Source organism: Nocardia asteroides, assembly GCA_019930625.1.
In the GTDB taxonomy this organism is placed as follows: Bacteria; Actinomycetota; Actinomycetes; order Mycobacteriales; family Mycobacteriaceae; genus Nocardia; species Nocardia sputi.
The window spans coordinates 3,517,470-3,535,783 of sequence record CP082844.1 but is presented as its reverse complement, the minus strand read 5'-3'; the positions used below and the strand labels follow the sequence as shown (position 1 = coordinate 3,535,783).

The following is an 18,314-nucleotide window of genomic DNA, read 5'->3' as shown; positions in this document are numbered from 1 at the left end:
GGCGAGTGGATTGCTCCTCAAAACCACTCCCTTCGGCGATCCCTGGCCAAGGATCCCACTGTCGCCCGCACCCTCGATCTCGGTGCCACCTGCCAGTGGGAAGCACGTCACCTTCTGCCGCGCCACAGCCTTCCCGTCAGGGGTGTGAATTTGGGGTACCACCCCAGCGTCACATCCGTGCACGGGATTGCGCGCGAACTGCTCCAGCAGCCCCGCCACCCGGCCGCGAGCTTCATCACCCGCTCACGGTCGCACTGGCGGGCTCGCGGCGCTGGAGCGATCCGCTGTGGGCGGTGCTTGCCGGGGCCGGAGTGCTGCTGCTGACCAGGGCGGACGGAGACGTGGACTGGGTCGGGGTGATGTTCGCGCTGGCCGCGGCGGCCTGCTGGGCGGGTTACATCTTGCTGAGCGCCGCCCTCGGCGAGCAGACCAGCGGCGGCGGCGGGCTGGCGCTCGCCATGGCATTCGGCGGGCTGGTGATGCTGCCGGTCGGCGTCATCGACGCGGGCGCCGCGCTGTTGCGGCCCGGCGTGCTGGCCGCCGGATTCGCGGTGGCGATACTGTCGTCGGTGCTGCCGTATTCGGTCGAGCTGGAAGCGCGGCGGCGGATGCCGCCTCGCGTCTTCGGCGTGCTGATGAGCCTCGAGCCCGCAGTGGCGGCGATCGCGGGCCTGGCCGTCCTCGGTCAGGTCATGACTCTCGGGCAGTGGGCGGGCGTCGCGTGTGTGGTCGCCGCGTCGGCAGGTGCGACACGGACCGGAGCGAAGGATTGAATCGGCGGTCGGGCGCGGCTCAGCTCCTCTGCCGGGAGGAACCGGATTGCCCGGCGTCACGGTGCTCGTCGCGCGCGGTATCGAAGTTGTCGGCGATCAAGCTGCCGAGCAGGGCAAGAGAGCGCTCGGAGGGCGATCCGGGCTCCGCGTGGTAGGCGATCAGTAGCTGACCCGGCGCGCCGTTGACGCTGAACGTCTCGTAGGACAGGGTCAGGTCCCCGACCACGGGGTTACGGAAATGCTTGACGCCCGCGGTCTTCGCGCGGACGTCGTGGCGCGCCCACAGCTGCCGGAATTCCTCGCTCTTCAGCGACAGCTCCCCCACCAGTGCGGTCAAGCGCGGATCGTCCAGGTCGGCGCCCGCGGTCGCCCGCAGGCTCGCGACGGTGTCGGCCGCGATGGTCGGCCAATCACCGTAGATGTCGCGCGCCTCGGGATCGAGGAAGACCATGCGCACCTGGTTGACGCCGGGAACAGAGCACGAATTGACCGCCGCGGCCAGCGGATTCGCCGCCAAGACGTCCAGATATCTGCCGAGCACCAGCGCGGGGGTGTTCGGCCAGGCGTTCATCAGGCGGACCAAACCCGGTGCGACGCGCTCGGGCTGCCGAGGGGCCTTCGGCCGACGCCCGGTGGGGCGCGCCAGTTCCCGCAGGTGCGCCGTGCCCTCCTCGTCGAGCGCGAACACCCGCGCCAGCGCGGCGATGACCTGTTCGGAGGGGTGCCTGTCGCGCCCCTGTTCCAGGCGCACGTAATAGTCGGCGCTCACCCCCGCGAGCAGCGCGATCTCCTCGCGGCGCAGCCCGGCGACCCGTCGCTGGCCACCGCTGGACATCCCGAAATCTTCCGGTCGGACCAGCTCACGGCGCGCGCGCAGGAAGGCGCCCAGTCGATTGTCGGAATCCATGGTTCGAGGGTAGGTCAGCCGCACCGGGCCTGGGTGGCCCCGCGACTACCAGGAAGTCCGCAGCCTGTCAGGCGAGCGGGAAAGGCCGGAAGGTAGTGGACATGACGAACAACCTTTCCGGCCGCGTCGCGGTCGTCACCGGAGCATCGAGCGGAATCGGCGCCGCGACCGCGCGGCAGCTCGCGCAGCAAGGCGCCGAGGTAGCGCTGTTGGGCAGGCGCAAGGATCGCATCGAAGAACTCGCCGCCGAGATCGGCGCGAACGCGGTCGCGGTGGTCGCCGACGTCGGTGATCAACAGTCCCTGCGAGACGCCGCCGCCACCGTGCGGGCGGCGTTCGGGCCCGTCGACCTGGTCGTCGCGAATGCGGGCGTCATGCTCGCCGCGCCGTTCGAATCCGCGTTGACCGACGAGTGGGACCAGATGGTCGGCACCAACATCACCGGCTTGCTCTACACCGCGAGAGCGTTCATCGACGACTTGCTCGCCGCCGCGACCGAGGACAAGCCGGCGGATCTGGTGCTGGTCGGCTCGATCGGCGGGCACACCGTCTTCCCCAACTACGCCGTGTACACCGCCACCAAGGCCGCGGTCGCGCACCTGACCCGCAACCTGCGGGCCGAGTTCGGGCCGCGCGGCGTCCGGGTCAAGAACATCGAACCCGGCTTCGTCGGCACCGAACTCGGCGCGGGGATGCAGGACGAGCAACAACGCGCCGGGCTGGAGGAGTGGCGCACGGCGATAAAGATCCTGGAATCCGCCGACATCGCCGACGCGATCGCCTACACCGTGGGCGCGCCCCGGCACGTCAACATCGCCGAACTGGTCGTCGTCCCGACCCAGCAGGGCTGATCACCGACCTGTCCGTTGGAACGGGGCATGCCCATACCTGGGCATGCCCCGTCTGAATTCCGCGCGGCGCTCGGTTTCGCTCGAGCGAAAACGTCGGCCCGGCTCGATCTCCCGCCGGTCAGCCGAGCTTGCGGGTGAGGAAGTCGCGGATCAGTGCGGCTATCTCGGTGCCGTGCGTTTCCAGGGCGAAGTGGCCCGTGTTCAGCAGGTGCAGTTCGGCGTCCGGCAGATCGCGCAGGTAGGAGCGGGCGCCGTCGGCTCCGAAGATCTCGTCGTGCTCGCCCCAGGTGATCAGGACCGGAGGCCGGTGCTCAGCGAAGTACTTCTGGAACTCCGGGTAGAGATCCAGGTTCAGCTTGTAGTCGGCGAAGAGCTGGAGTTGAATCTCCTTATTGCCCGGCCGATCCAGATAGTGCTGATCCAAAGTCCAGGTGTCGGGGCTGATCCACGCCAGCCGATCGGCCGGCACACCGTGCGTGTACTGCCATCTCGTGGCGTCGATTTCGAGCAGCTTACGCACCTCGGGCTCGTGTGCGGCACGGTCGTTGGCGTGTGCGAACAGCACCTCCCAGAACGGGGTGAAGCCCTCCAGGTAGGCGTTGCCGCTCTGGGTGATGATCGCGGTGACGCGATCCGGGTTGCGGGAGGCGATGCGCAGTCCGATCGGTGCGCCGTAATCCTGGATGTAGAGGGAGAACCGCTGAACACCCAGAGTGTTCAACAGTTCCGAGGTGATCTCGGTGAGCTTTTCGAAGCTGTAGTCGAAGGCGAGCACGGACGGCATGGCCGATTGCCCGAATCCGATATGGTCCGGCGCGATCAGATGATAGTCCGCGGCCAGCTCCGGCAACAGATTGCGGAACATCGCCGAACTCGTCGGAAAGCCGTGCAGCAGTACGACGGTCGGCTTGCCGGGATCTCCCGCCTCGCGGTAGAAGACCGGCAGACCCTGGATCTCGACGGTGTTGTGGCGCACTGTGTTCACTGTGTTTCTCCTGGTTGTACTTGATCGAACGGACAGTTGGGGTCGGTCGCAGGCAACAAGAACCTCGGCGAGGTCGGCGTAGCAGCGGTCCGAGCACCGATCGGGCTCAGCGCCGGGCACGGATCGTGGACGGTCGGGCCGCGCTGGTGAGGAGTTGGGTTTCGGGTTCGCGCCCCGGGACGACCAGTAGCGCCGCGGCGACACTGAAGACCACACCCAGTGCGAAATATCCTCGGTAGTCGCCGGTCTGAGCATGGATTCCACTGGCAACCGCCAGACCGGCGGCCGCGGCGAGCTGATGGATCACCCACGCTGGAGCCAAGGTTCGGCCCATCCGGGCGGGGTCGAGACCGCGGGTGATGATCGCCATGGTCAACGGGATGACCGGAAATGAGGCCGCGCCGAAGACAACCGCGACTGCGATGAGCACGCTCGAACCGGGCACGAAGACGGCGAGCGCGAGCGCGATCACCCGCATCCCGTACAGGATCCGCAGCAGGACCTCTGGTCGATACCAACGCTGCAATCGCGCCATCGCCGCCGAAGTCAGGCCCGCCGCCAATGCCGCGACAGCCACCAGGCGACCGGCACCGGCGATCGACCAGTCGGTCTGGACCGCATGTTCGGGCAGCATCAGGACAACCACGTAGAGGGTCGCCGAATGCAGGCCGAAAGAGATCAGCACACGCCCCCGACCGGCCAACGACTCGGCCCGCAGTGCGAGGCCGCGGATATTGTCGGCGGGCAGCACCCACCACAGCACAGCGGTGACCAACAGCCCAACGCCGCCGAGAAGTGCGTAGGTAGCCCGGACACCGACGGGCTGGAACAACGCCGTGGCAATCCACGGACCGATCAACTGCCCCAAGTTGATCCCCACCGCCGCCCTGGCGAGCGCGGGCCCGACCTGATCCCCCAGCACGCGTCCGATCATGGTGGTGACCGCGAGCGTGGACGACGAAGCGAACCCGATCCCGCCGAGGAACACGTAAGCCGTGACGAATTCCCACGTCGTACGCACCACCGCCAGCACAAGATAGCTGGCCGAGATCAGCATCAGACCGCCGATCAGCACCCGCTTCGCTCCGACCCGATCCAACAGGCCACCGACGAACGGCTGGGCCAGCCCTGTCACCGTGGTGCCGAGAGCGGCGGCGATGGCCAGCGCCGTGGCACTCACCCCGTACGAGGCGGCGGTGGGCGCGAAGAACACTCCCATGGAGAAGTTCAGTCCGAACGACACCGTCATAGCGGCCAGGCCTGCCCAGCCAACCTGTTCGCGCCGCATGCACCACACCACCTAAACCGTCTAAATGACTTTCAGTGGTTAAGAATGCATGCGTGTCACTAACCTGTCAAGGTTATATAGACGGTTAGTCATGAGGAACGTGCTCAGCCCGCACGGCAACATCCCGCCCGCGACCGGCATATCCGACGAACCTCACCCGGACGAGGTGAGCGCCCTTCCAACGGCGTCGATCAACGACCGATGACCGCCGCCATCACACCGACCGCGGAGACCGAGCCGCCGCCCCGCCGAACGAACTCGGCGCGGCGATGACTTGGAGATGCCACCTAGTCGAGATCCGCCCAGCCAGGCCAAGGCCGCATGCCCTCGTCGCCGCGGATGTATGCGAGACGGCGCAGCGCCTGGCGCTGGTAAGCCGGGTCGGCGGTGGCAGCATGCATCGACCGCAGCGCCATCTGGAACTCCTGGATGTCGCGCAACAGGTAGAACCCATCCCAGCGCATCACGTCGCGGCCATACCCGGCGCAGAAGTCCGCGTACTGCGAAACGGTGATCTCGGCTGCCGTCCAGCACTCGATCGCCGCGGGCACCAGATCCCATTCCGGCGGGCCGATCATCGCCCGGCCCGCACCCGTCAGGATCACATCCCCGTCGTGGGCGACTACTGCCACGCTGTCGACCCAGTCACCACCCTGCACCACCGACCACGGCATACCCTTGGGCAGCGCCTTCCACCGGCCGCGCAATTCCTCCAAGTGTTTGGTCAGCCAGCGCCGATCGTCCTCGGACACGGTCCGCGCGGCGGCGATCTGCTCCTCGACCCGCGCCAAGGGTGACATCCGGCGTAGCTCGAACCCCGGCAGCGGCAGCCGGTGCAGCCGCCCCAGCGCCCTGGCCACTTCCGCGGGCGTACCGGGGCGATGCGGCGGCAGGTCATGCCAGAAGGTCACCGGGCAGCCCTCGACGACCACCGGCTGCGGGATATCGGAGACGACGCGCAGGGCCGACACCCCGCAAGTGTCCAGCCAGCGAGCCACGGCGACTTCCCGCCCGGTCGCGTGCTTTTGTCCGCGCCCGCCGATCCGCACGACGATCCCGTCGCGCAGCCGGTAGGCGCCCTGCATTCCCAGCGACTCGGCATCGCTGGCATCGATGCCGACGCTCACACAGGCGGCGCGCAGAATCGACCGCATCCCATTGCCCGCAATCCCCGCGGTCATGTCAGCCTCCCAAGCCCCCCACTCCCACTTTGGGAGCAGTAACCCATCTCGGCCTCGAGCTTCATGGCAGCCATCCAGATACCGGGGGGCTAACACCCCATTTTCCCTGGTAAATCGACATTACCCCCGACATTCCACCCCAGTCAGCAATCAAACAGAAAACATCCGATTCGCCCGAATTACCCGCTTTGTCGCCGCAGGCGGACCGAGCGGGAACAGACCCATGTGGACTACTCAGGCGACAACGGGGTCGCCCGAGGCGGGGTCGTCGAGCCGAGGCGCGGAGCCGCCTCCACACGCTTACGCAGTGACACCGGGCGCACGGCCGGTGCCCGAATCAGCTCAAATCTTGACGTTGGCCCACTTCGCGAACCGGACCAGGGTGTCGGTTCCGCGGCGGGCGTGGGCGAGCACACGGACGGTCTCGTGCACCTGCGGGTGGTTGCGCGTGAGCCCCGGCGCGATCCGGCGCGCCTGATCGAGACTGGTCAGGGCACGATGCCTGTCCCCGTGTAGCAACCACGCGCGAGACACGTCGATCCAGTGATGCCCGGCGCGCGACGGCGAGACCGACGCCGGTAGCCGAATCCCCTCGGCGCGCGCCACCGCGGTCGTGCCATCGGACAACTCGACGGGCACCGCGACCGAGTGGATCGCGACGTTCGGCAGATGGAACCCCGTTCCGTACTCCTGGTACGAGGCGGAGCGGATCGCCTCCCCGATCCGGCGCGCTTCCCGAAGGTGCGCGTCGGCGGTGTCGGCGTCGAGCGCGCGAGCCGAGAGAATCGCCCCCCGCAGGTGCAGCGCACCGCGCACCGCGAGGACTTCCGGCGTGGTGGGCAGTCGCTCGCTGGCGGCGTGTGCGCGCTCGATGATCCGCATCCCACCGGTGTATGCGCCGGAATACAGCAGGATCAGCGCGCGGTGGTATTCGGCCGCGATCGGCCACGCCGGGTCACCACCGCGTTCAGCGGCCCACACGCAGCGCTCGGCGGCCAGCCCCGCGAGGTCGAGGTAGCCGTACCGGTAGGCGACCGACGACGCACTGTTGTAGGCGTAGGCGAGCGTCGAATAGATCGTCTCCAGACGCTGCCCGGAAGGCTCGTCGCTCGCAAGCATGTGCAGACCGTGGATCACGTCCGGAAGTTCGGCGATGTGGTCGCCGTACCGCCCCCGACGCCTGCTCTCCTGAACCCGATGCAGTGCCGCGGTCAGCTTTTCCAGGGTGGTCGGCGCGCTCAGGGGTTCGTCGTTGAACGCCAAAATCTTTCGGCGCATCTCGCGAATGGTGGCGTGTGCCCCAGCATCCTCCCGCGTCGGAGTGTATGGCTGCCCGGTCAGATCTTCGATGTTCACCCCGAGGGCGCCGGCTACGGCCGCGATGAACGCGGGCGAGGCGGGGCGGGCGCTTCGCTCGACCTTACGCAGCAGCGATACCGACACATTCGCCTTCTGCGCGAGCTGTAACTGGGTGAGCCGAGCGAGCTTGCGCGCCCTGGCCGTACGTTCCCCCACCCCGGCATCGTCCATGCCTCCACGGTGACACACGATGTGCCGCTTCGCATGGGTTCACCCGGGCCATGTATCCACAGGCCCCGACGTCGGTTCACCCCTGATCCCCAGCGTCGGATGCCCCACCGACCACACTTCCACGCGCCGAAGGGTCACCGAATGACCACAGAGCTCACAACCATCCTCATCGTCATCGCCGCCCTCGGCGGGACTGCTCATCCTGGTGTTCTGGGTACTGCCGTGGCTACTCGAGCTGGGCGACGATCCGGATGAGTCGGTACCCGCGCGCGAGATCTTCGAGCGACTGGAGGACGAGCAGCGATGACCGGGCCGGACGATCAGGAGGAGGGGCCGTACGGGTGGCTCGAGCGCCCCGACGGAATATGGCACATGGTCGACGAGCGCGGAATCCTGAGCAAGCCGTTCAAGGCGGTCGATGGCCGCGCAGTCCCGGTCGAGGAGAGCAAGGAATGGGTCGAAAACGAACAGCATCCTGATCTCGGAACCCGCCGGGTTTCGAGGGCGAAGCTCTTTGAGGTTGTGCAGAGCGCTGGACTGTATCCGATCGACCAACGGCCGACCCAGCTCCGGTCCACGCTCAGCCGGAAGTCTGCCGCACAGCCCGCGGGCGGCTGGTGTGCCACTACGGAAGGCCCGTCCTGGCAGACCGAGCCTTCCGTAGTGGAGCTCGCGGGAACTTACTGGAACCATGACCGCCCAGCGCGACCACGGATACGGGGGTCCGGGGGCGGAGCCCGCCGGGCGGGGCGTGGGGGTCGCACCCCCATAAAACACTCAGCGGAACGAGCGAGGCCCATGCCCTCCATGGGCATGGGCCTCGCACTCGTGGAGCTGCCGGGAATCGAACCCGTTCCGACGTCCTGTTCAGGACGTCGAATTGCGGTTTACCTGCGAAAACACATCACGGCAGGTCACGGTAAATCACGCTCAATCATGGGTGACTGTGGGCAGATTGTGGGCACGGACTAGGCCAGTTCAGGCGGGCGGTCGTAGGCGTCGATAGCCGCCTTGGATGTCGACGAGTCCTGCAACACCAGTTCCCACGGACCGGAGTTGATCTCGAAGCTCTTGCCGAACCCGACCCACTTCCCTGCCATCCGGGCGCCGGTCAGCTCAATCAGCAGTTGAATCGCACCGTGGTAGTAGGCGCCGCGGTAGTAGCCATCCTGGGCGGTGTGCTCGGACCATGTGCCCGTGGCGACGTGCCCATCCACCGTAAGGTCCATCTCGAGAGACGACTGCGCGGAGTTCGGCAGGCTGCGCACGGTCAGGCGGTTGTCGTGCTGCAGCACCACGACGTGGTGCACCGCGGTGAACGTAGCGTCGCGGCCGGACGAGTAGTACTCGTACCGCGATAGCCAGATACCGGAGCAGTTGCCAGGCGTCCGGGGCCGCCGCGCGGCGGCGAACTGCTCCGGCGCGACCTCGCCGATAGCCGAGTCGACCACGGTTCCATCCTCGCCGCCGGACAGGCTGCGGCCGGCCATCACAGCGCCGAAGCCAAGAGACTCGATCGGCAGCCGCATCACCTTCTCGAGCGCCCGCGCGTGCGACGGTCGCGGGTTGGCGGTGAGGCCGGATTCCCAGCGCTGCACAAGGCGTTTGGTGGCACTGGCGCATCCCGCTTCCCGGAGTGCCCTTGCTAGGTCGTCCTGGCTCATCAGGCGCGCGTTCCGGGCCGCGCGGAGAGCAGTGTTCGGTGCCGAAGCCATGTCGCCACGGTAACTCTTGGACGCCTAAATGTCGCCCCGAATAGAGGTGCATTGACGCCGGTTCCGTCATCGCGCGGACACGGTCCGTCGGCCGACTCTGAAGGTGGCCCCGACGTCGGGTGAACCCCCGAATCCCCGGCGTCGGGTGCCTGCCAACCACACCACAACGAAGGGGTACCCGGAATGCCAACGGACCTCGCTGTCACGCTGGTCGTGATGGCCGCTGTAGGCGGCTTGCTCATCCTCTTGTTCTGGGTGCTGCCGTGGCTACTCGAGCTCGGTGGCGATCCCGACGAGTCGGTCCCGGCGAGTGAGATTTTCGCGCGACTGGAGGACGAACAGCAGTGACCGGACCAGACGACGAGCAGGAGGGTCCTGCCGCGTGGCTTGAGCGCCCCGATGGAACATGGCACATGGTCGACGATCGCGGAATCCTGAGCAAGCCGTTCAAGGTGGTCGATGGCCGCGCGGTGCCAGTCGACGAGACCATGGAAGCCACGGAGTAGTCGGAGTAGTCTGAGCAACCGGTTACGTTACGTCACGTGACGACAACCGGGGCCGCAGGGAGCGGAAGAACCGGGGTACTCGATCATGAGTGCCCCGGTTCTCTCGTGTCTACAGGATGCCGAGAAGATCCAAATCGGCCCCGACATCGGTGAACACTTCTTTGATGGCCGCGGCGAGTTGCCCCATCCGTGACCACGCCTTGACGAGCGAGTCTTCCTCATCCGCGCCATCGCCCACGGTGATCTCCCAATGGCCTGGCGTGCTCCGGTCGTCGACATACGTCGCTTCCGTCACGTAGTCCACGAAGATCGCGTCACCGACCTTGAAACCGATCTGATCCCCGATCCAGAAGTCCGCGTTCGGACCGAGAATGTAGGGGGCGTTGTCCTGGACCGTGACCTTGTGGGAGGTGTAGCCGCGGGTGTCGTGCAGGCCGTGGCGGCCGGTCATCAACCCGTCGAGCGTGTATGCCTTCGCGGAGTTAGTGACGCAGTGCTCTTGGAAGGCGAACGGGCCCGCGCGCTGAATGCGGCCCTGGTCGGCGTATTCCGCGAAGGCAAGGAACACGTCGTCGAGCTGGCCGGAGTACAGGGCATCCAGGCCGGGTAGGCCGATCAGCAGACCCAACCAGGCAAGGGCGTTCTTGAGCGCGAACTCAATCGACGCATTGACCCAGCCCGGCGACTTTCCGCCGACGATCACATGAGTAGCCAGCGGCTTGTGGATGGCGATCTCCGACGCGCCGAGCCCGGAATACTCGCCTTCCATGTACCAGATCCACGGGAAGTACCGGCGGTTGCCGAGCGGGGTGTTGGCGTAGGCCTGCTCGTAGTCCCCGCTCACGGAGTAGTCCGGGTACCGGATGGGGGTCACGCCGTCGTCGAAGAAGCCCTCGAAGAACCGCGTGATGCCATCGAGCAACGTTCCGGTCGCGCCGACGACGTTGGACTTGTCGACCGTCGTGACGTAGACGGTGGGCCGGTCCAGGTAGAACCATTCCGGGTCCGGCTGCTCATCGTCCATGTCCGGTAGGAAGAACTGCGCGGTGAGGCACACGCCGTTGTCCTTCAACAGCGGTGTGAACACCTGGTCGGCGTGCTCGAACCGGACCGAGATCGCACCGAACGGGCTGGTGTCGGTCAACACGTTGATCCCGCCGACCGCGATCGGCCACGCGATGCTTCCGACTTCAGCCCAATCGGGGGCGCCGTTCCACTGGTCCGCGCTCCAGAACGCCTGCCTGCGCAGGTAGTTCGCGATCAGGGTCAGGTGGATGATGGTGCGGACGCCGCCGAACATGAACCAATGCCGCGGCCACTGCGCGAACAACGGCGCGAACGGTGAGGCGTAACAGACGGTGGTGGCGATGTGCTGCCAACAGTGGATGGCTTCGACTTCGATCGTCTTGTTGCCGCGCTCGTCGACCACCTCGGCGGCGCGGGTGACGAACCCGTCCCAGCGTTGCCCCGGCGTCTCCGCGGTCAAAGGGATCGTGGCGTCCTCGCCATCGGGGTTGCGGAACAGGTGGTCGTAGTGGACGGTGTCCGGCGGAAGCGTCATCTTCAGCCCGCCGGCGCCGTTCTTCACTTGGGAGAACGTGAGACTGAGGTAGCGGCCTTCTTCGCCGACCTCGTTCATCCATTTGTCGTAGTAGCGGACTACGGCGCGTTGATCCCGCCAGGCGTCTTGCTCCTGCTTGCGCAGGGCATCCATCCGGCGGGTTTCAACGTGCCCATCCCACGGGGGCGCCGTCATGGCGTCAGCTCGCGTCAGGTTCGCCGATACGCACGATGGCCTGCGGGTGCGGGAACCCGAACGCAACGCGCATCGTCGCCTTCACGCCCACTCGATCGCTCGAGAAGTAGGCGTGTTCGGAGATGGTGAGCGTTGTATTCCGGCGCAACGTGGTGAACGCGAAGGCGCGCGGGATACCCCAGATGTCTCCGTTGGTGACGTACGGCGAGACGAGCAGGGGCACACCGAGGACGGTTCGTGCGCCGGGCCGCGACGGGTCCGGGCCGAGCAGCGGCCGGTTGCTGCCGGTGATCTCCTTCAGCTTCGCCAACTCCAGCGCGGTATCCGGGTGCGCGACGAAGCTGGTGATCTGGGCGCCGACGTTCTCCGCCTTGGATATGGCCTCGGCGAACGGATCGGTGTTGGCGATGCCGGAACCCACGTCGACGAGTTGGTGTGTGGTCGAGCCAATTCCGTCCGGACCGTTGGTCGTGGTCGCGGCGAAGAACGCCGTATCCACCTTCGCCACGATGCTGCGGACCAGACCGGCGCCCACGATGTCGAGCGCTTGCGGATTCGAGTCCTCGGCCAGCTCGCGAGACACGATCGTCAGACCGGCGACCTTGCGGTGAGTGATCTCGAGTTCATCGTGTTCGGAATCGTCCGGGGTGATCTCGGCGCCTTCGGGCACCCACTGTGCGGCCGGGTCCGCGGTGACGATCGGGAACTTGGAAGAGGTCGAGTCGGTCGACAGGAGGGTGGTCACCTGGAACGCGACCGAATCGCGTTGTACGGGCTGGACGATCAGCTGGTGAATCTGCTCGGGGAGGAGACCACCGACGCCCGACGACGTCGTGTAGAGAGCCATGATTGCTCGCCTTTGCGGTAGCGGGGAATGGTCTCCGGCTGGCCGCAAGCCAGTCCGGTTGCCCCGCTGGGGCGAGCGTGACGCGAGTCCCCGACTCCTGGCCGGTAACGACTCGCGTCACGTGACATATTACTGCTCGCGCTTGGCGTCGGCGAACGCCTGCGCCCAGCCAGTCGCGAGTCCGTCGACGCTCGAACCGGAAGCGCCGGACCGCAGCGACCCGACCGCGGGCCGAGGACGCGTGGCGCGCTGCCAATGCGGATGCGACTCCAGCACGCCCTCGATCGCCTTGCCGACCTTCGCCGGATCAATCGCGCCGTCCTTGCCGCGCAACGTCTCGAGGTCGGTTCCGCCCGTCCAGAGGTCGGAAGGGTCGGCCAGGCGGTCGGCGGCAAGGCGTTCGACCTCCGTACGTTCGTACGCGGTGACGCGCTCGCGCAGGGCATCGCGTTCGGTCTCGGTCTCGCGGAGCTGGCGCCGGTACTTCGCCGCTTCCCGGTTGCCGTTCTGCTGCTCCCCCGCATCCGCCTCGTCTACTGACACATTTGTGTCGGTAGACGGTTCGGGCGCGGTATCGGTGGGCTGCTGCTCGGTCGGCTCGACGGTCGGGTCGGGGGTGGTGTCGGTCATGGGGTGTCCTTTCCGGTGTAGGGAGCGGTGACGTGGATGTGTTCGGTGACGCGCTCGATGCCGTCCGCGGTCATCTCGTAGTGCACGACTTCGGCCATGCCAATCGGGATGTCCTCGGCAGGCAGCGTGCGACGCGGTACGACGTCGGGAGGGGCACGGTGGTACTCGGGTAGTCCGTCGTTGATGTCCTGCTCAGCACTCATTGGTGTGTCTCCTCTCGTATGGACCTGGGGGGCCGCCCCCCCATTCGCTGCCCCCGCATCCCTTGGCATAGGCGGTCTTCCACTCATCGCATTTTTTTCCGCAGGTTCCCCGGGTGGGGACTGTCGTTTGGAAAAACGGAATGGGGGGTGAGCGCCTATGCCAAGGGGTGCGGGCGAGCCGCCCCGGGGGTCACCCCCCAGGGCGCTCATGCGGTCGCGCTTTCTTCGGTGCGCTGGCCTTGCTGGTTCTTCCATGCCTTGAACGCTGCACGTGCTCGGGTCGCTCGCCACGGCAACCGCTCTGCTGCTTCGTTGCCTGAGGTCGGCGGTGGGTCTAGTGCAGCAATGGCAGCGATATCGGCATCCGAGGGAAGTTCACCCGGGTTGCGCTCGCCAGCCTCGGGCGCCTTGACTTCGGCTCGGATGTGCCCGTCCGGCTCGGGCCAGAGGACGAACTTCCCGGCGAGTTCTTCCTTGTCGCCCGTCGATGGACTGTGCGCACGTAACCCGCCGTGCCGGTCCTTGTTGATCGCCAGGTATGCGCTGCCGCCCTTTCCTGGTGTGAACGCGCGGTCGACGGTCACCCGGATCGAACTGCCGCCGATGGCCCGCTTCTTGGCGATCGTTCCACCCATGCCGTACGCGCGGGAGTCCGCGCCCTTGGACAGGTGGTCGATGCCGATGACGCACGCGCCGGTCTTCACCAACGGCTTGATGACCGCGCGGTGACAGGTGGTGAACTCGTCGGCGCTGTTGCTGTTGCTGCCGAACATGGGCAGCAGTTCGCCGAGACTGTCGAGGATGACGAGCGTCGGTTGCCATTGGGCCATGTGGGCGCAGACTTCGCGGACCTCCCGCGCGTCCTCCGGCTCGATGTACAGGAACGTCTCGGGGTCGGAGAGGACGTCGGGCTGGGCACCCATCGCGAGCAGGCGGCCGATGGTCGACTGTGGCCCGTTGTGGTCCAGGTCGATGCGCAGCACCCTGCCGCCGTCCCCGAGTTCGACCACGGTGGCGTGGTCGGTGAGCAGCGTCTTACCGCTCTCCGGGTCGCCGAACACGACGTTGTACTGCTCTGTGTAGAACAGCCCTACCCCATCCGTCCGCGGGCACACGGTCGGTCTGGGCGGCTCGGGAAGAGTGCCAGCCAGGAGGGCCGACACGTCGAAGTACTGCGGTATCGGGACGTGTCCCGGACGTGTCCCGGACGTGTCCGAATCACTGGACTCGGACGCGGGACGCGGTCGGGACGCGCGAATCGGTGTCACTACCGTTGACCTGGCCTTTTCTGATTCGGGACGCGTCCGGGTACCTATACCGGGACGCGTCCCGGGGTGGCCTTCGGACTGGCGTTCGTCGTTGCGGTGGCGGGTCCTGTGCCGCGGCATCGCGTTCGGTGTCGGGTCGCCGCCATACCGGGATCTGTACTGACGCACGCAGTCCACACACCAGCTCATGTAATGCCCGTGGTGCTCGCAGTGCGGGGTGGGCTCAGGAATTCCCACGCCCGAAGGCGCGACCGGATCGGCCGCGCCTCGGGGTTCGTGATTGTTGTCGGTCAACGGCCACCGCCGCGCTTTGCGAGAGCCGCGCTACGGAACTCGTGGAACCGAGCGCGCAGGGCGTCCTCTGCGGCCGTCAGCCGCGTGTCAACTGCGTTCAGCCGCAACGCAACACCGACGATCCATGCGGCTGCGGTGTCTTCGTCGACGGACTGGCGGACTTCGCTGATGATGCGGTTGACCTCCGCCGGATCGTGCCCGGCGTCGGCCAATTTGCGGAGCAACGCCTTAGCCTGGTCGATCACCTTGTCCGCGTCGACGATGCCGCAGGTTTCCCCGTCGCGGTACTGGACCAGGAACACGCTGGCGAGGTCTCGGCTCATCGGCCACCGCCAAGGGTCTGCTCGGCGAAATCGCGGCTCTCCCGCAGTTTGTCCCGCAGGCTTACCCCCAGTTCGGGAGCTAGCGTGTCGAGCACTTCCAGCAAGGGGCGCAGGACATTGCGCGCCGTCAGCGACAAGGCGCCCGCGGCGACGTATCCGAAGAAATCGGGGTCGAGTGCATCCGCCCATTCGATGCCGATTCGGTCGAGCCGGTCGTCGTCATCTGCAGCCGCGGCCATCTGGTACATCAACCGGGTCGCGTGCGACTGCACTTGCGCCAGGTCGACCACAGCGCGCGGCAAACCGTCCGCACCCATCACCATGTAGCGGTTCGGGTTGTCTTCCATCATGGGTTCCTCTCGGGTCTAGGGCGTCTCGTCGACGAACACGGCGCGGGCCAGGCGGAAGGCGTCAAGCCATGCAGACTCGGCGTCTGGCCAGGGCAGTTCATTCGCCGAGGAGAGGCGCGCGCGGGCGGCTTCGAGCTGGGCGCGGCGGACCTGCTCTCGCCATGCCTGCTCGTTGGTCCGCGGTGCGCGCGGGTTGTCGGTCGGGACAGGGCGGTCGCCGAAGTGCTTGCGCCACAGCTCTCGCGCGTCGGCGGGCGAACAGATCGGCCGACCGAGCGTCGGGGACAAGTGAGGGTGTGTCATCACTGCGCCCCTCAGTCCGCGTCGACGATGTCGGCAATCTGGAGCAATACGGCCGCGAGCTGCCGGGCCTCACCGGCCGTGAGGTCCATGTCGGTGTCGCCATGGCGCTGCGTCGCGTTGAGGTACACGCTGTCGCGCCCTCCGGGCCGACGCAGCGGAGAAACCTCGATGCTGGCGATCACGCCAAGGCCCGGGGACGGTTCGATCGTCATCGGGATAGACGGGCCGTCGCCGTAGCAGATCCTGTCGGCGTCGAACAGCTCGTCGGGGTGGCCGTCACCGCGGGGGCACCAGCTCGCGCAGCCGGGATCGCGGCGGCACTGCTGGCACTTGACCGGGACGTCCGGCAGGGGTGCGCTGACGGTGGCGATGACCGTCTTGCAGATGGAGCACGCGAGGTCGATCCACTCGACGTTGTTGATAGTCTTGGACATGAGCATTCCTTTGGTGTGGGTGTTCTCGATGGCCTGGAAAGCGGCGCCCACCGCCGCTTCCGGGCCGTTCTCGTCTATGGGCGTGGTCGACATCAGGCCGCGCCGGGCTGTTCACCAGCGGGACGCACCGTGTTGGCAGCTACGTAGGCACGCAGCGATTCCCACGAGTAGAGGATTCGCCCGTCAAGCCGCGTGTACTCCGGGCCACGACCCAGGTATCGCCTCTGCGCAAGGGCCGCAGTCGTAGTGCGCAGATATTCGGCTGCTTCCTTCGGCGTCGCCAGGGCGCCGAGAGCTGGAGTGCCACTCTTCACCGTCTCTCCTAATTTTCATCTTTGAACGATGATTTCCATCGTTGATGCATCACGATACACAACTAGCGATCACTTGGCTAGCTTTCATCGGCGAACGCAGACTTCCCAGCTTCAGCGATGGAAATCATCGGTTGGCGGGTATGCTGCCGCCATGTCCCCCACCAAGGAACCCGACAAGGTCGCGACGAAGACGCCGAAGAACCCACTTGGCATCACGGGCGAGACTGTGGCGAAGAACGTCGAACGACTCAGAAAAAAGCGCGGCCTCCAGTACACGGAGCTAGCGGCGCGCCTTGAAGCGATCGGCCGGCCAATTCCAACACTTGGCCTTCGGCATATCGAAGCCATGAAACGCCGGGTAGATGCCGACGACCTCGTGGCGCTGGCTGTCGCGTTGGGCACCAACACGAACGCCCTGCTCCTGCCTCCTACTAACAGCCCTACGCACCTTGTCGAGCTAACGGGATCGCGCGATCAAACCGCCGCAGATGCCTGGGCGTGGGCGCAGGGAAAGCGGCCGCTTCCGCGATCCCTCTCTGAGATTCCTGCCACCGTCCCCACCGAGAACCGCCACACCTACGCGCAGGCCGATTTCGAGAACAACAGCAACCCGGCGGTGCAGAACTGGACGGACCAGCCGAACATCGTTGTCGTTCCACAGGACAGCGGAGAGTGATCCCGTGGCGACGATTGAGCCGTACGAGACCAAGTCCGGAAAGCGCTACCGCGTGAGGTACCGCAAGCCTGACGGCAAGCAGACCGACAAGCGCGGGTTTCGCCGCAAGCTCGACGCCGAGCGGTTCGCCGCAACGGTCGAGGTCTCCAAGATCCGGGGCGAGTACATCGCGCCGTCGATGGGGCGCATGACGGTTGGCGAGATGGGGCCGAAGTGGATCGCCCGGCAAGTGCACATCAAACCGTCGTGGGCAGAGCGTGTCGATTCCATCTGGCGCGTGCACATCGAACCCCAGTGGGGCGCGCGTCAGCTCGCGTCCATCGAGCGGTCCGAGGTGCGGGACTGGATCGCCAGCATCAAGCGGGCACCGTCGACCGTCGCGGACATTCACGCGGTGTTCTCGATGATCCTCGATGAGGCGGTGGAGGAGAAGCGCGTACCGGCGAACGTGGCCGCAGGCTTGCCCCTCCCCCGTCGCCAACTCGTCGAACACAACTACCTCACGCACGACCAGGTGGCCGCACTCGCCGCGGAAGCGAAGCACCCAGAGATTGTGATGCTGCTCGCCTACAGCGGCCTGCGGTGGGGCGAGATGGCAGCACTACGGCCGCGAGATGTCGACTTGGACCGGCGCCGGATCCGCGTCGGGCGGTCTGCGTCCAAGGTCAATTCGCGGAGCGTGATCGGCTCGCCGAAGACGTGGGAGATTCGGACGGTCGCGGTACCGGGCGAGGTGGCCGAGATGCTGCGCACGGTCGTGGCCGCGCAGTCGGACCCCGAGGCCCTGTTGTGGTCGCGGCCGGATGGAGAACCGCTTAGGCCGCCGACGACGACCCATTGGTTCGGGGGTGCGGTCCGTCGCTGCATCAAGGCGTCGATACCGCTCGACGACGATGGCGACCCGACCGGCCCGGCGACCTTCCCGCGCGTGACTGCGCACCAACTCCGGCACACAGCCGCGTCGCTGATGATCGCCAGCGGTGCGCACGTGAAGACAGTGCAACGGCAGCTCGGGCACAAGACAGCCACGATGACGCTCGACAATTACGGCCACTTGTTCGAGGACGATCTCGACGACGTGGCCGAACGGATGAGCGAAGGTCTCCGGGCTGCCGCCCAGAAGTGTGGGCAAAATGTGGGCACGGCCCCAGAAGAGAGCAACGTAGCGGCATGAAAAAAG

At 66.6% G+C, this 18,314-nt stretch carries 23 protein-coding genes; 6 read left to right on the top strand and 17 right to left on the bottom strand.

What is annotated here, in order from left to right:
* Positions 1 to 5: 5 nt before the first annotated feature.
* Positions 6 to 773 carry an EamA family transporter gene (locus K8O92_16145; protein ID UAK35213.1) on the top strand — a complete coding sequence of 256 codons (768 nt, stop codon included), beginning with the start codon at positions 6 to 8 and terminating at the stop codon, positions 771 to 773.
* Between the two features lie 19 nt (positions 774 to 792).
* On the opposite strand, the gene K8O92_16140 is transcribed toward K8O92_16145, so the two are convergent.
* On the bottom strand, positions 793 to 1,680 hold the full coding sequence (locus tag K8O92_16140; GenBank protein ID UAK35212.1) for a helix-turn-helix transcriptional regulator: 888 nt from the start codon (positions 1,678 to 1,680) through the stop codon (positions 793 to 795).
* A 101-nt stretch (positions 1,681 to 1,781) separates the two neighbouring features.
* Between K8O92_16140 and K8O92_16135 the strand changes: the two genes are divergently transcribed.
* Positions 1,782 to 2,531 (top strand): SDR family oxidoreductase, encoded by a 750-nt coding sequence (locus K8O92_16135; GenBank protein UAK35211.1) that lies wholly within the window; start codon positions 1,782 to 1,784, stop codon positions 2,529 to 2,531.
* A gap of 118 nt (positions 2,532 to 2,649) precedes the next feature.
* Here the strand turns inward: K8O92_16135 and K8O92_16130 are convergent, their stop codons facing one another.
* From K8O92_16130 to K8O92_16105, 6 genes are all read right to left on the bottom strand, one after another.
* Entirely contained in the window at positions 2,650 to 3,516 is an 867-nt protein-coding gene (locus K8O92_16130; GenBank protein ID UAK35210.1) for an alpha/beta hydrolase, read from the bottom strand.
* Between the two features lie 106 nt (positions 3,517 to 3,622).
* The gene (locus tag K8O92_16125; GenBank protein UAK35209.1) at positions 3,623 to 4,804 is read right to left on the bottom strand and encodes an MFS transporter; all 1,182 of its coding nucleotides are present in this window, start codon (positions 4,802 to 4,804) and stop codon (positions 3,623 to 3,625) included.
* Positions 4,805 to 5,091: 287 nt separating this feature from the next.
* Positions 5,092 to 5,985: an aminoglycoside phosphotransferase family protein gene (locus K8O92_16120; protein ID UAK35208.1), complete on the bottom strand. Its 894-nt coding sequence runs from the start codon at positions 5,983 to 5,985 to the stop codon at positions 5,092 to 5,094.
* 342 nt (positions 5,986 to 6,327) lie between these two features.
* Positions 6,328 to 7,515 carry a helix-turn-helix domain-containing protein gene (locus K8O92_16115; GenBank protein ID UAK35207.1) on the bottom strand — a complete coding sequence of 396 codons (1,188 nt, stop codon included), beginning with the start codon at positions 7,513 to 7,515 and terminating at the stop codon, positions 6,328 to 6,330.
* 39 nt (positions 7,516 to 7,554) lie between these two features.
* Positions 7,555 to 8,208, bottom strand: a complete 654-nt coding sequence (locus K8O92_16110) for a type II toxin-antitoxin system RelE/ParE family toxin (GenBank protein UAK35206.1) — start codon at positions 8,206 to 8,208, stop codon at positions 7,555 to 7,557.
* A gap of 275 nt (positions 8,209 to 8,483) precedes the next feature.
* Complete coding sequence (locus K8O92_16105; GenBank protein ID UAK35205.1) at positions 8,484 to 9,230, bottom strand: helix-turn-helix domain-containing protein; 747 nt, start codon at positions 9,228 to 9,230, stop codon at positions 8,484 to 8,486.
* A 183-nt stretch (positions 9,231 to 9,413) separates the two neighbouring features.
* Between K8O92_16105 and K8O92_16100 the strand changes: the two genes are divergently transcribed.
* Together K8O92_16100 and K8O92_16095 are read left to right on the top strand one after the other, a co-directional pair.
* Positions 9,414 to 9,578 carry a hypothetical protein gene (locus K8O92_16100; protein ID UAK35204.1) on the top strand — a complete coding sequence of 55 codons (165 nt, stop codon included), beginning with the start codon at positions 9,414 to 9,416 and terminating at the stop codon, positions 9,576 to 9,578.
* Positions 9,575 to 9,736, top strand: a complete 162-nt coding sequence (locus K8O92_16095; protein UAK35203.1) for a hypothetical protein — start codon at positions 9,575 to 9,577, stop codon at positions 9,734 to 9,736. The genes K8O92_16100 and K8O92_16095 overlap by 4 nt, the downstream gene beginning before the upstream one ends.
* 109 nt (positions 9,737 to 9,845) lie before the next feature.
* On the opposite strand, the gene K8O92_16090 is transcribed toward K8O92_16095, so the two are convergent.
* From K8O92_16090 to K8O92_16045, 10 genes are all read right to left on the bottom strand, one after another.
* Positions 9,846 to 11,450 (bottom strand): phage tail protein, encoded by a 1,605-nt coding sequence (locus tag K8O92_16090; protein ID UAK35736.1) that lies wholly within the window; start codon positions 11,448 to 11,450, stop codon positions 9,846 to 9,848.
* Between the two features lie 46 nt (positions 11,451 to 11,496).
* Positions 11,497 to 12,339, bottom strand: a complete 843-nt coding sequence (locus K8O92_16085) for a phage major capsid protein (GenBank protein UAK35202.1) — start codon at positions 12,337 to 12,339, stop codon at positions 11,497 to 11,499.
* Between the two features lie 129 nt (positions 12,340 to 12,468).
* Positions 12,469 to 12,969: a hypothetical protein gene (locus K8O92_16080; GenBank protein ID UAK35201.1), complete on the bottom strand. Its 501-nt coding sequence runs from the start codon at positions 12,967 to 12,969 to the stop codon at positions 12,469 to 12,471.
* Positions 12,966 to 13,172 carry a hypothetical protein gene (locus K8O92_16075; protein UAK35200.1) on the bottom strand — a complete coding sequence of 69 codons (207 nt, stop codon included), beginning with the start codon at positions 13,170 to 13,172 and terminating at the stop codon, positions 12,966 to 12,968. Before K8O92_16075 ends, K8O92_16080 begins: the two co-directional genes overlap by 4 nt.
* A 206-nt stretch (positions 13,173 to 13,378) precedes the next feature.
* Positions 13,379 to 14,560 carry an AAA family ATPase gene (locus K8O92_16070; GenBank protein ID UAK35199.1) on the bottom strand — a complete coding sequence of 394 codons (1,182 nt, stop codon included), beginning with the start codon at positions 14,558 to 14,560 and terminating at the stop codon, positions 13,379 to 13,381.
* Positions 14,561 to 14,730: 170 nt separating this feature from the next.
* Positions 14,731 to 15,036, bottom strand: coding sequence for a hypothetical protein (locus K8O92_16065; GenBank protein ID UAK35198.1), 306 nt, complete (start codon positions 15,034 to 15,036; stop codon positions 14,731 to 14,733).
* Positions 15,037 to 15,053: 17 nt separating this feature from the next.
* Entirely contained in the window at positions 15,054 to 15,404 is a 351-nt protein-coding gene (locus tag K8O92_16060; GenBank protein UAK35197.1) for a hypothetical protein, read from the bottom strand.
* An 18-nt stretch (positions 15,405 to 15,422) separates the two neighbouring features.
* Positions 15,423 to 15,710, bottom strand: coding sequence for a hypothetical protein (locus K8O92_16055; GenBank protein ID UAK35196.1), 288 nt, complete (start codon positions 15,708 to 15,710; stop codon positions 15,423 to 15,425).
* Positions 15,711 to 15,721: 11 nt separating this feature from the next.
* Complete coding sequence (locus K8O92_16050) at positions 15,722 to 16,237, bottom strand: hypothetical protein (GenBank protein UAK35195.1); 516 nt, start codon at positions 16,235 to 16,237, stop codon at positions 15,722 to 15,724.
* Complete coding sequence (locus K8O92_16045) at positions 16,237 to 16,458, bottom strand: DNA-binding protein (GenBank protein UAK35194.1); 222 nt, start codon at positions 16,456 to 16,458, stop codon at positions 16,237 to 16,239. Before K8O92_16045 ends, K8O92_16050 begins: the two co-directional genes overlap by 1 nt.
* Before the next feature lie 151 nt (positions 16,459 to 16,609).
* On the opposite strand from K8O92_16045, the gene K8O92_16040 reads away from it, so the two are divergent.
* Both K8O92_16040 and K8O92_16035 read left to right on the top strand, forming a co-directional pair.
* A complete protein-coding gene (locus tag K8O92_16040) occupies positions 16,610 to 17,134 on the top strand; it encodes a helix-turn-helix domain-containing protein (protein ID UAK35193.1) in 525 nt (174 codons plus the stop codon).
* Between the two features lie 4 nt (positions 17,135 to 17,138).
* Positions 17,139 to 18,308, top strand: coding sequence for a site-specific integrase (locus K8O92_16035; GenBank protein UAK35192.1), 1,170 nt, complete (start codon positions 17,139 to 17,141; stop codon positions 18,306 to 18,308).
* The last annotated feature ends 6 nt before the right edge of the window (positions 18,309 to 18,314 follow it).

What these genes read in the sequence shown, in the direction of transcription:
- K8O92_16140 (UAK35212.1), bottom strand. Translation starts at nt 1,680, where the DNA reads ATGGATTCCGACAATCGACTGGGCGCCTTCCTGCGCGCGCGCCGTGAG.
- K8O92_16135 (UAK35211.1), top strand. Translation starts at nt 1,782, where the DNA reads ATGACGAACAACCTTTCCGGCCGCGTCGCGGTCGTCACCGGAGCATCG.
- K8O92_16125 (UAK35209.1), bottom strand. Translation starts at nt 4,804, where the DNA reads ATGCGGCGCGAACAGGTTGGCTGGGCAGGCCTGGCCGCTATGACGGTG.
- K8O92_16120 (UAK35208.1), bottom strand. Translation starts at nt 5,985, where the DNA reads ATGACCGCGGGGATTGCGGGCAATGGGATGCGGTCGATTCTGCGCGCC.
- K8O92_16115 (UAK35207.1), bottom strand. Translation starts at nt 7,515, where the DNA reads ATGGACGATGCCGGGGTGGGGGAACGTACGGCCAGGGCGCGCAAGCTC.
- K8O92_16110 (UAK35206.1), bottom strand. Translation starts at nt 8,208, where the DNA reads ATGGTTCCAGTAAGTTCCCGCGAGCTCCACTACGGAAGGCTCGGTCTG.
- K8O92_16105 (UAK35205.1), bottom strand. Translation starts at nt 9,230, where the DNA reads ATGGCTTCGGCACCGAACACTGCTCTCCGCGCGGCCCGGAACGCGCGC.
- K8O92_16100 (UAK35204.1), top strand. Translation starts at nt 9,414, where the DNA reads ATGCCAACGGACCTCGCTGTCACGCTGGTCGTGATGGCCGCTGTAGGC.
- K8O92_16090 (UAK35736.1), bottom strand. Translation starts at nt 11,450, where the DNA reads ATGGATGCCCTGCGCAAGCAGGAGCAAGACGCCTGGCGGGATCAACGC.
- K8O92_16085 (UAK35202.1), bottom strand. Translation starts at nt 12,339, where the DNA reads ATGGCTCTCTACACGACGTCGTCGGGCGTCGGTGGTCTCCTCCCCGAG.
- K8O92_16080 (UAK35201.1), bottom strand. Translation starts at nt 12,969, where the DNA reads ATGACCGACACCACCCCCGACCCGACCGTCGAGCCGACCGAGCAGCAG.
- K8O92_16075 (UAK35200.1), bottom strand. Translation starts at nt 13,172, where the DNA reads ATGAGTGCTGAGCAGGACATCAACGACGGACTACCCGAGTACCACCGT.
- K8O92_16070 (UAK35199.1), bottom strand. Translation starts at nt 14,560, where the DNA reads ATGCCGCGGCACAGGACCCGCCACCGCAACGACGAACGCCAGTCCGAA.
- K8O92_16060 (UAK35197.1), bottom strand. Translation starts at nt 15,404, where the DNA reads ATGGAAGACAACCCGAACCGCTACATGGTGATGGGTGCGGACGGTTTG.
- K8O92_16055 (UAK35196.1), bottom strand. Translation starts at nt 15,710, where the DNA reads ATGACACACCCTCACTTGTCCCCGACGCTCGGTCGGCCGATCTGTTCG.
- K8O92_16050 (UAK35195.1), bottom strand. Translation starts at nt 16,237, where the DNA reads ATGTCGACCACGCCCATAGACGAGAACGGCCCGGAAGCGGCGGTGGGC.
- K8O92_16040 (UAK35193.1), top strand. Translation starts at nt 16,610, where the DNA reads ATGTCCCCCACCAAGGAACCCGACAAGGTCGCGACGAAGACGCCGAAG.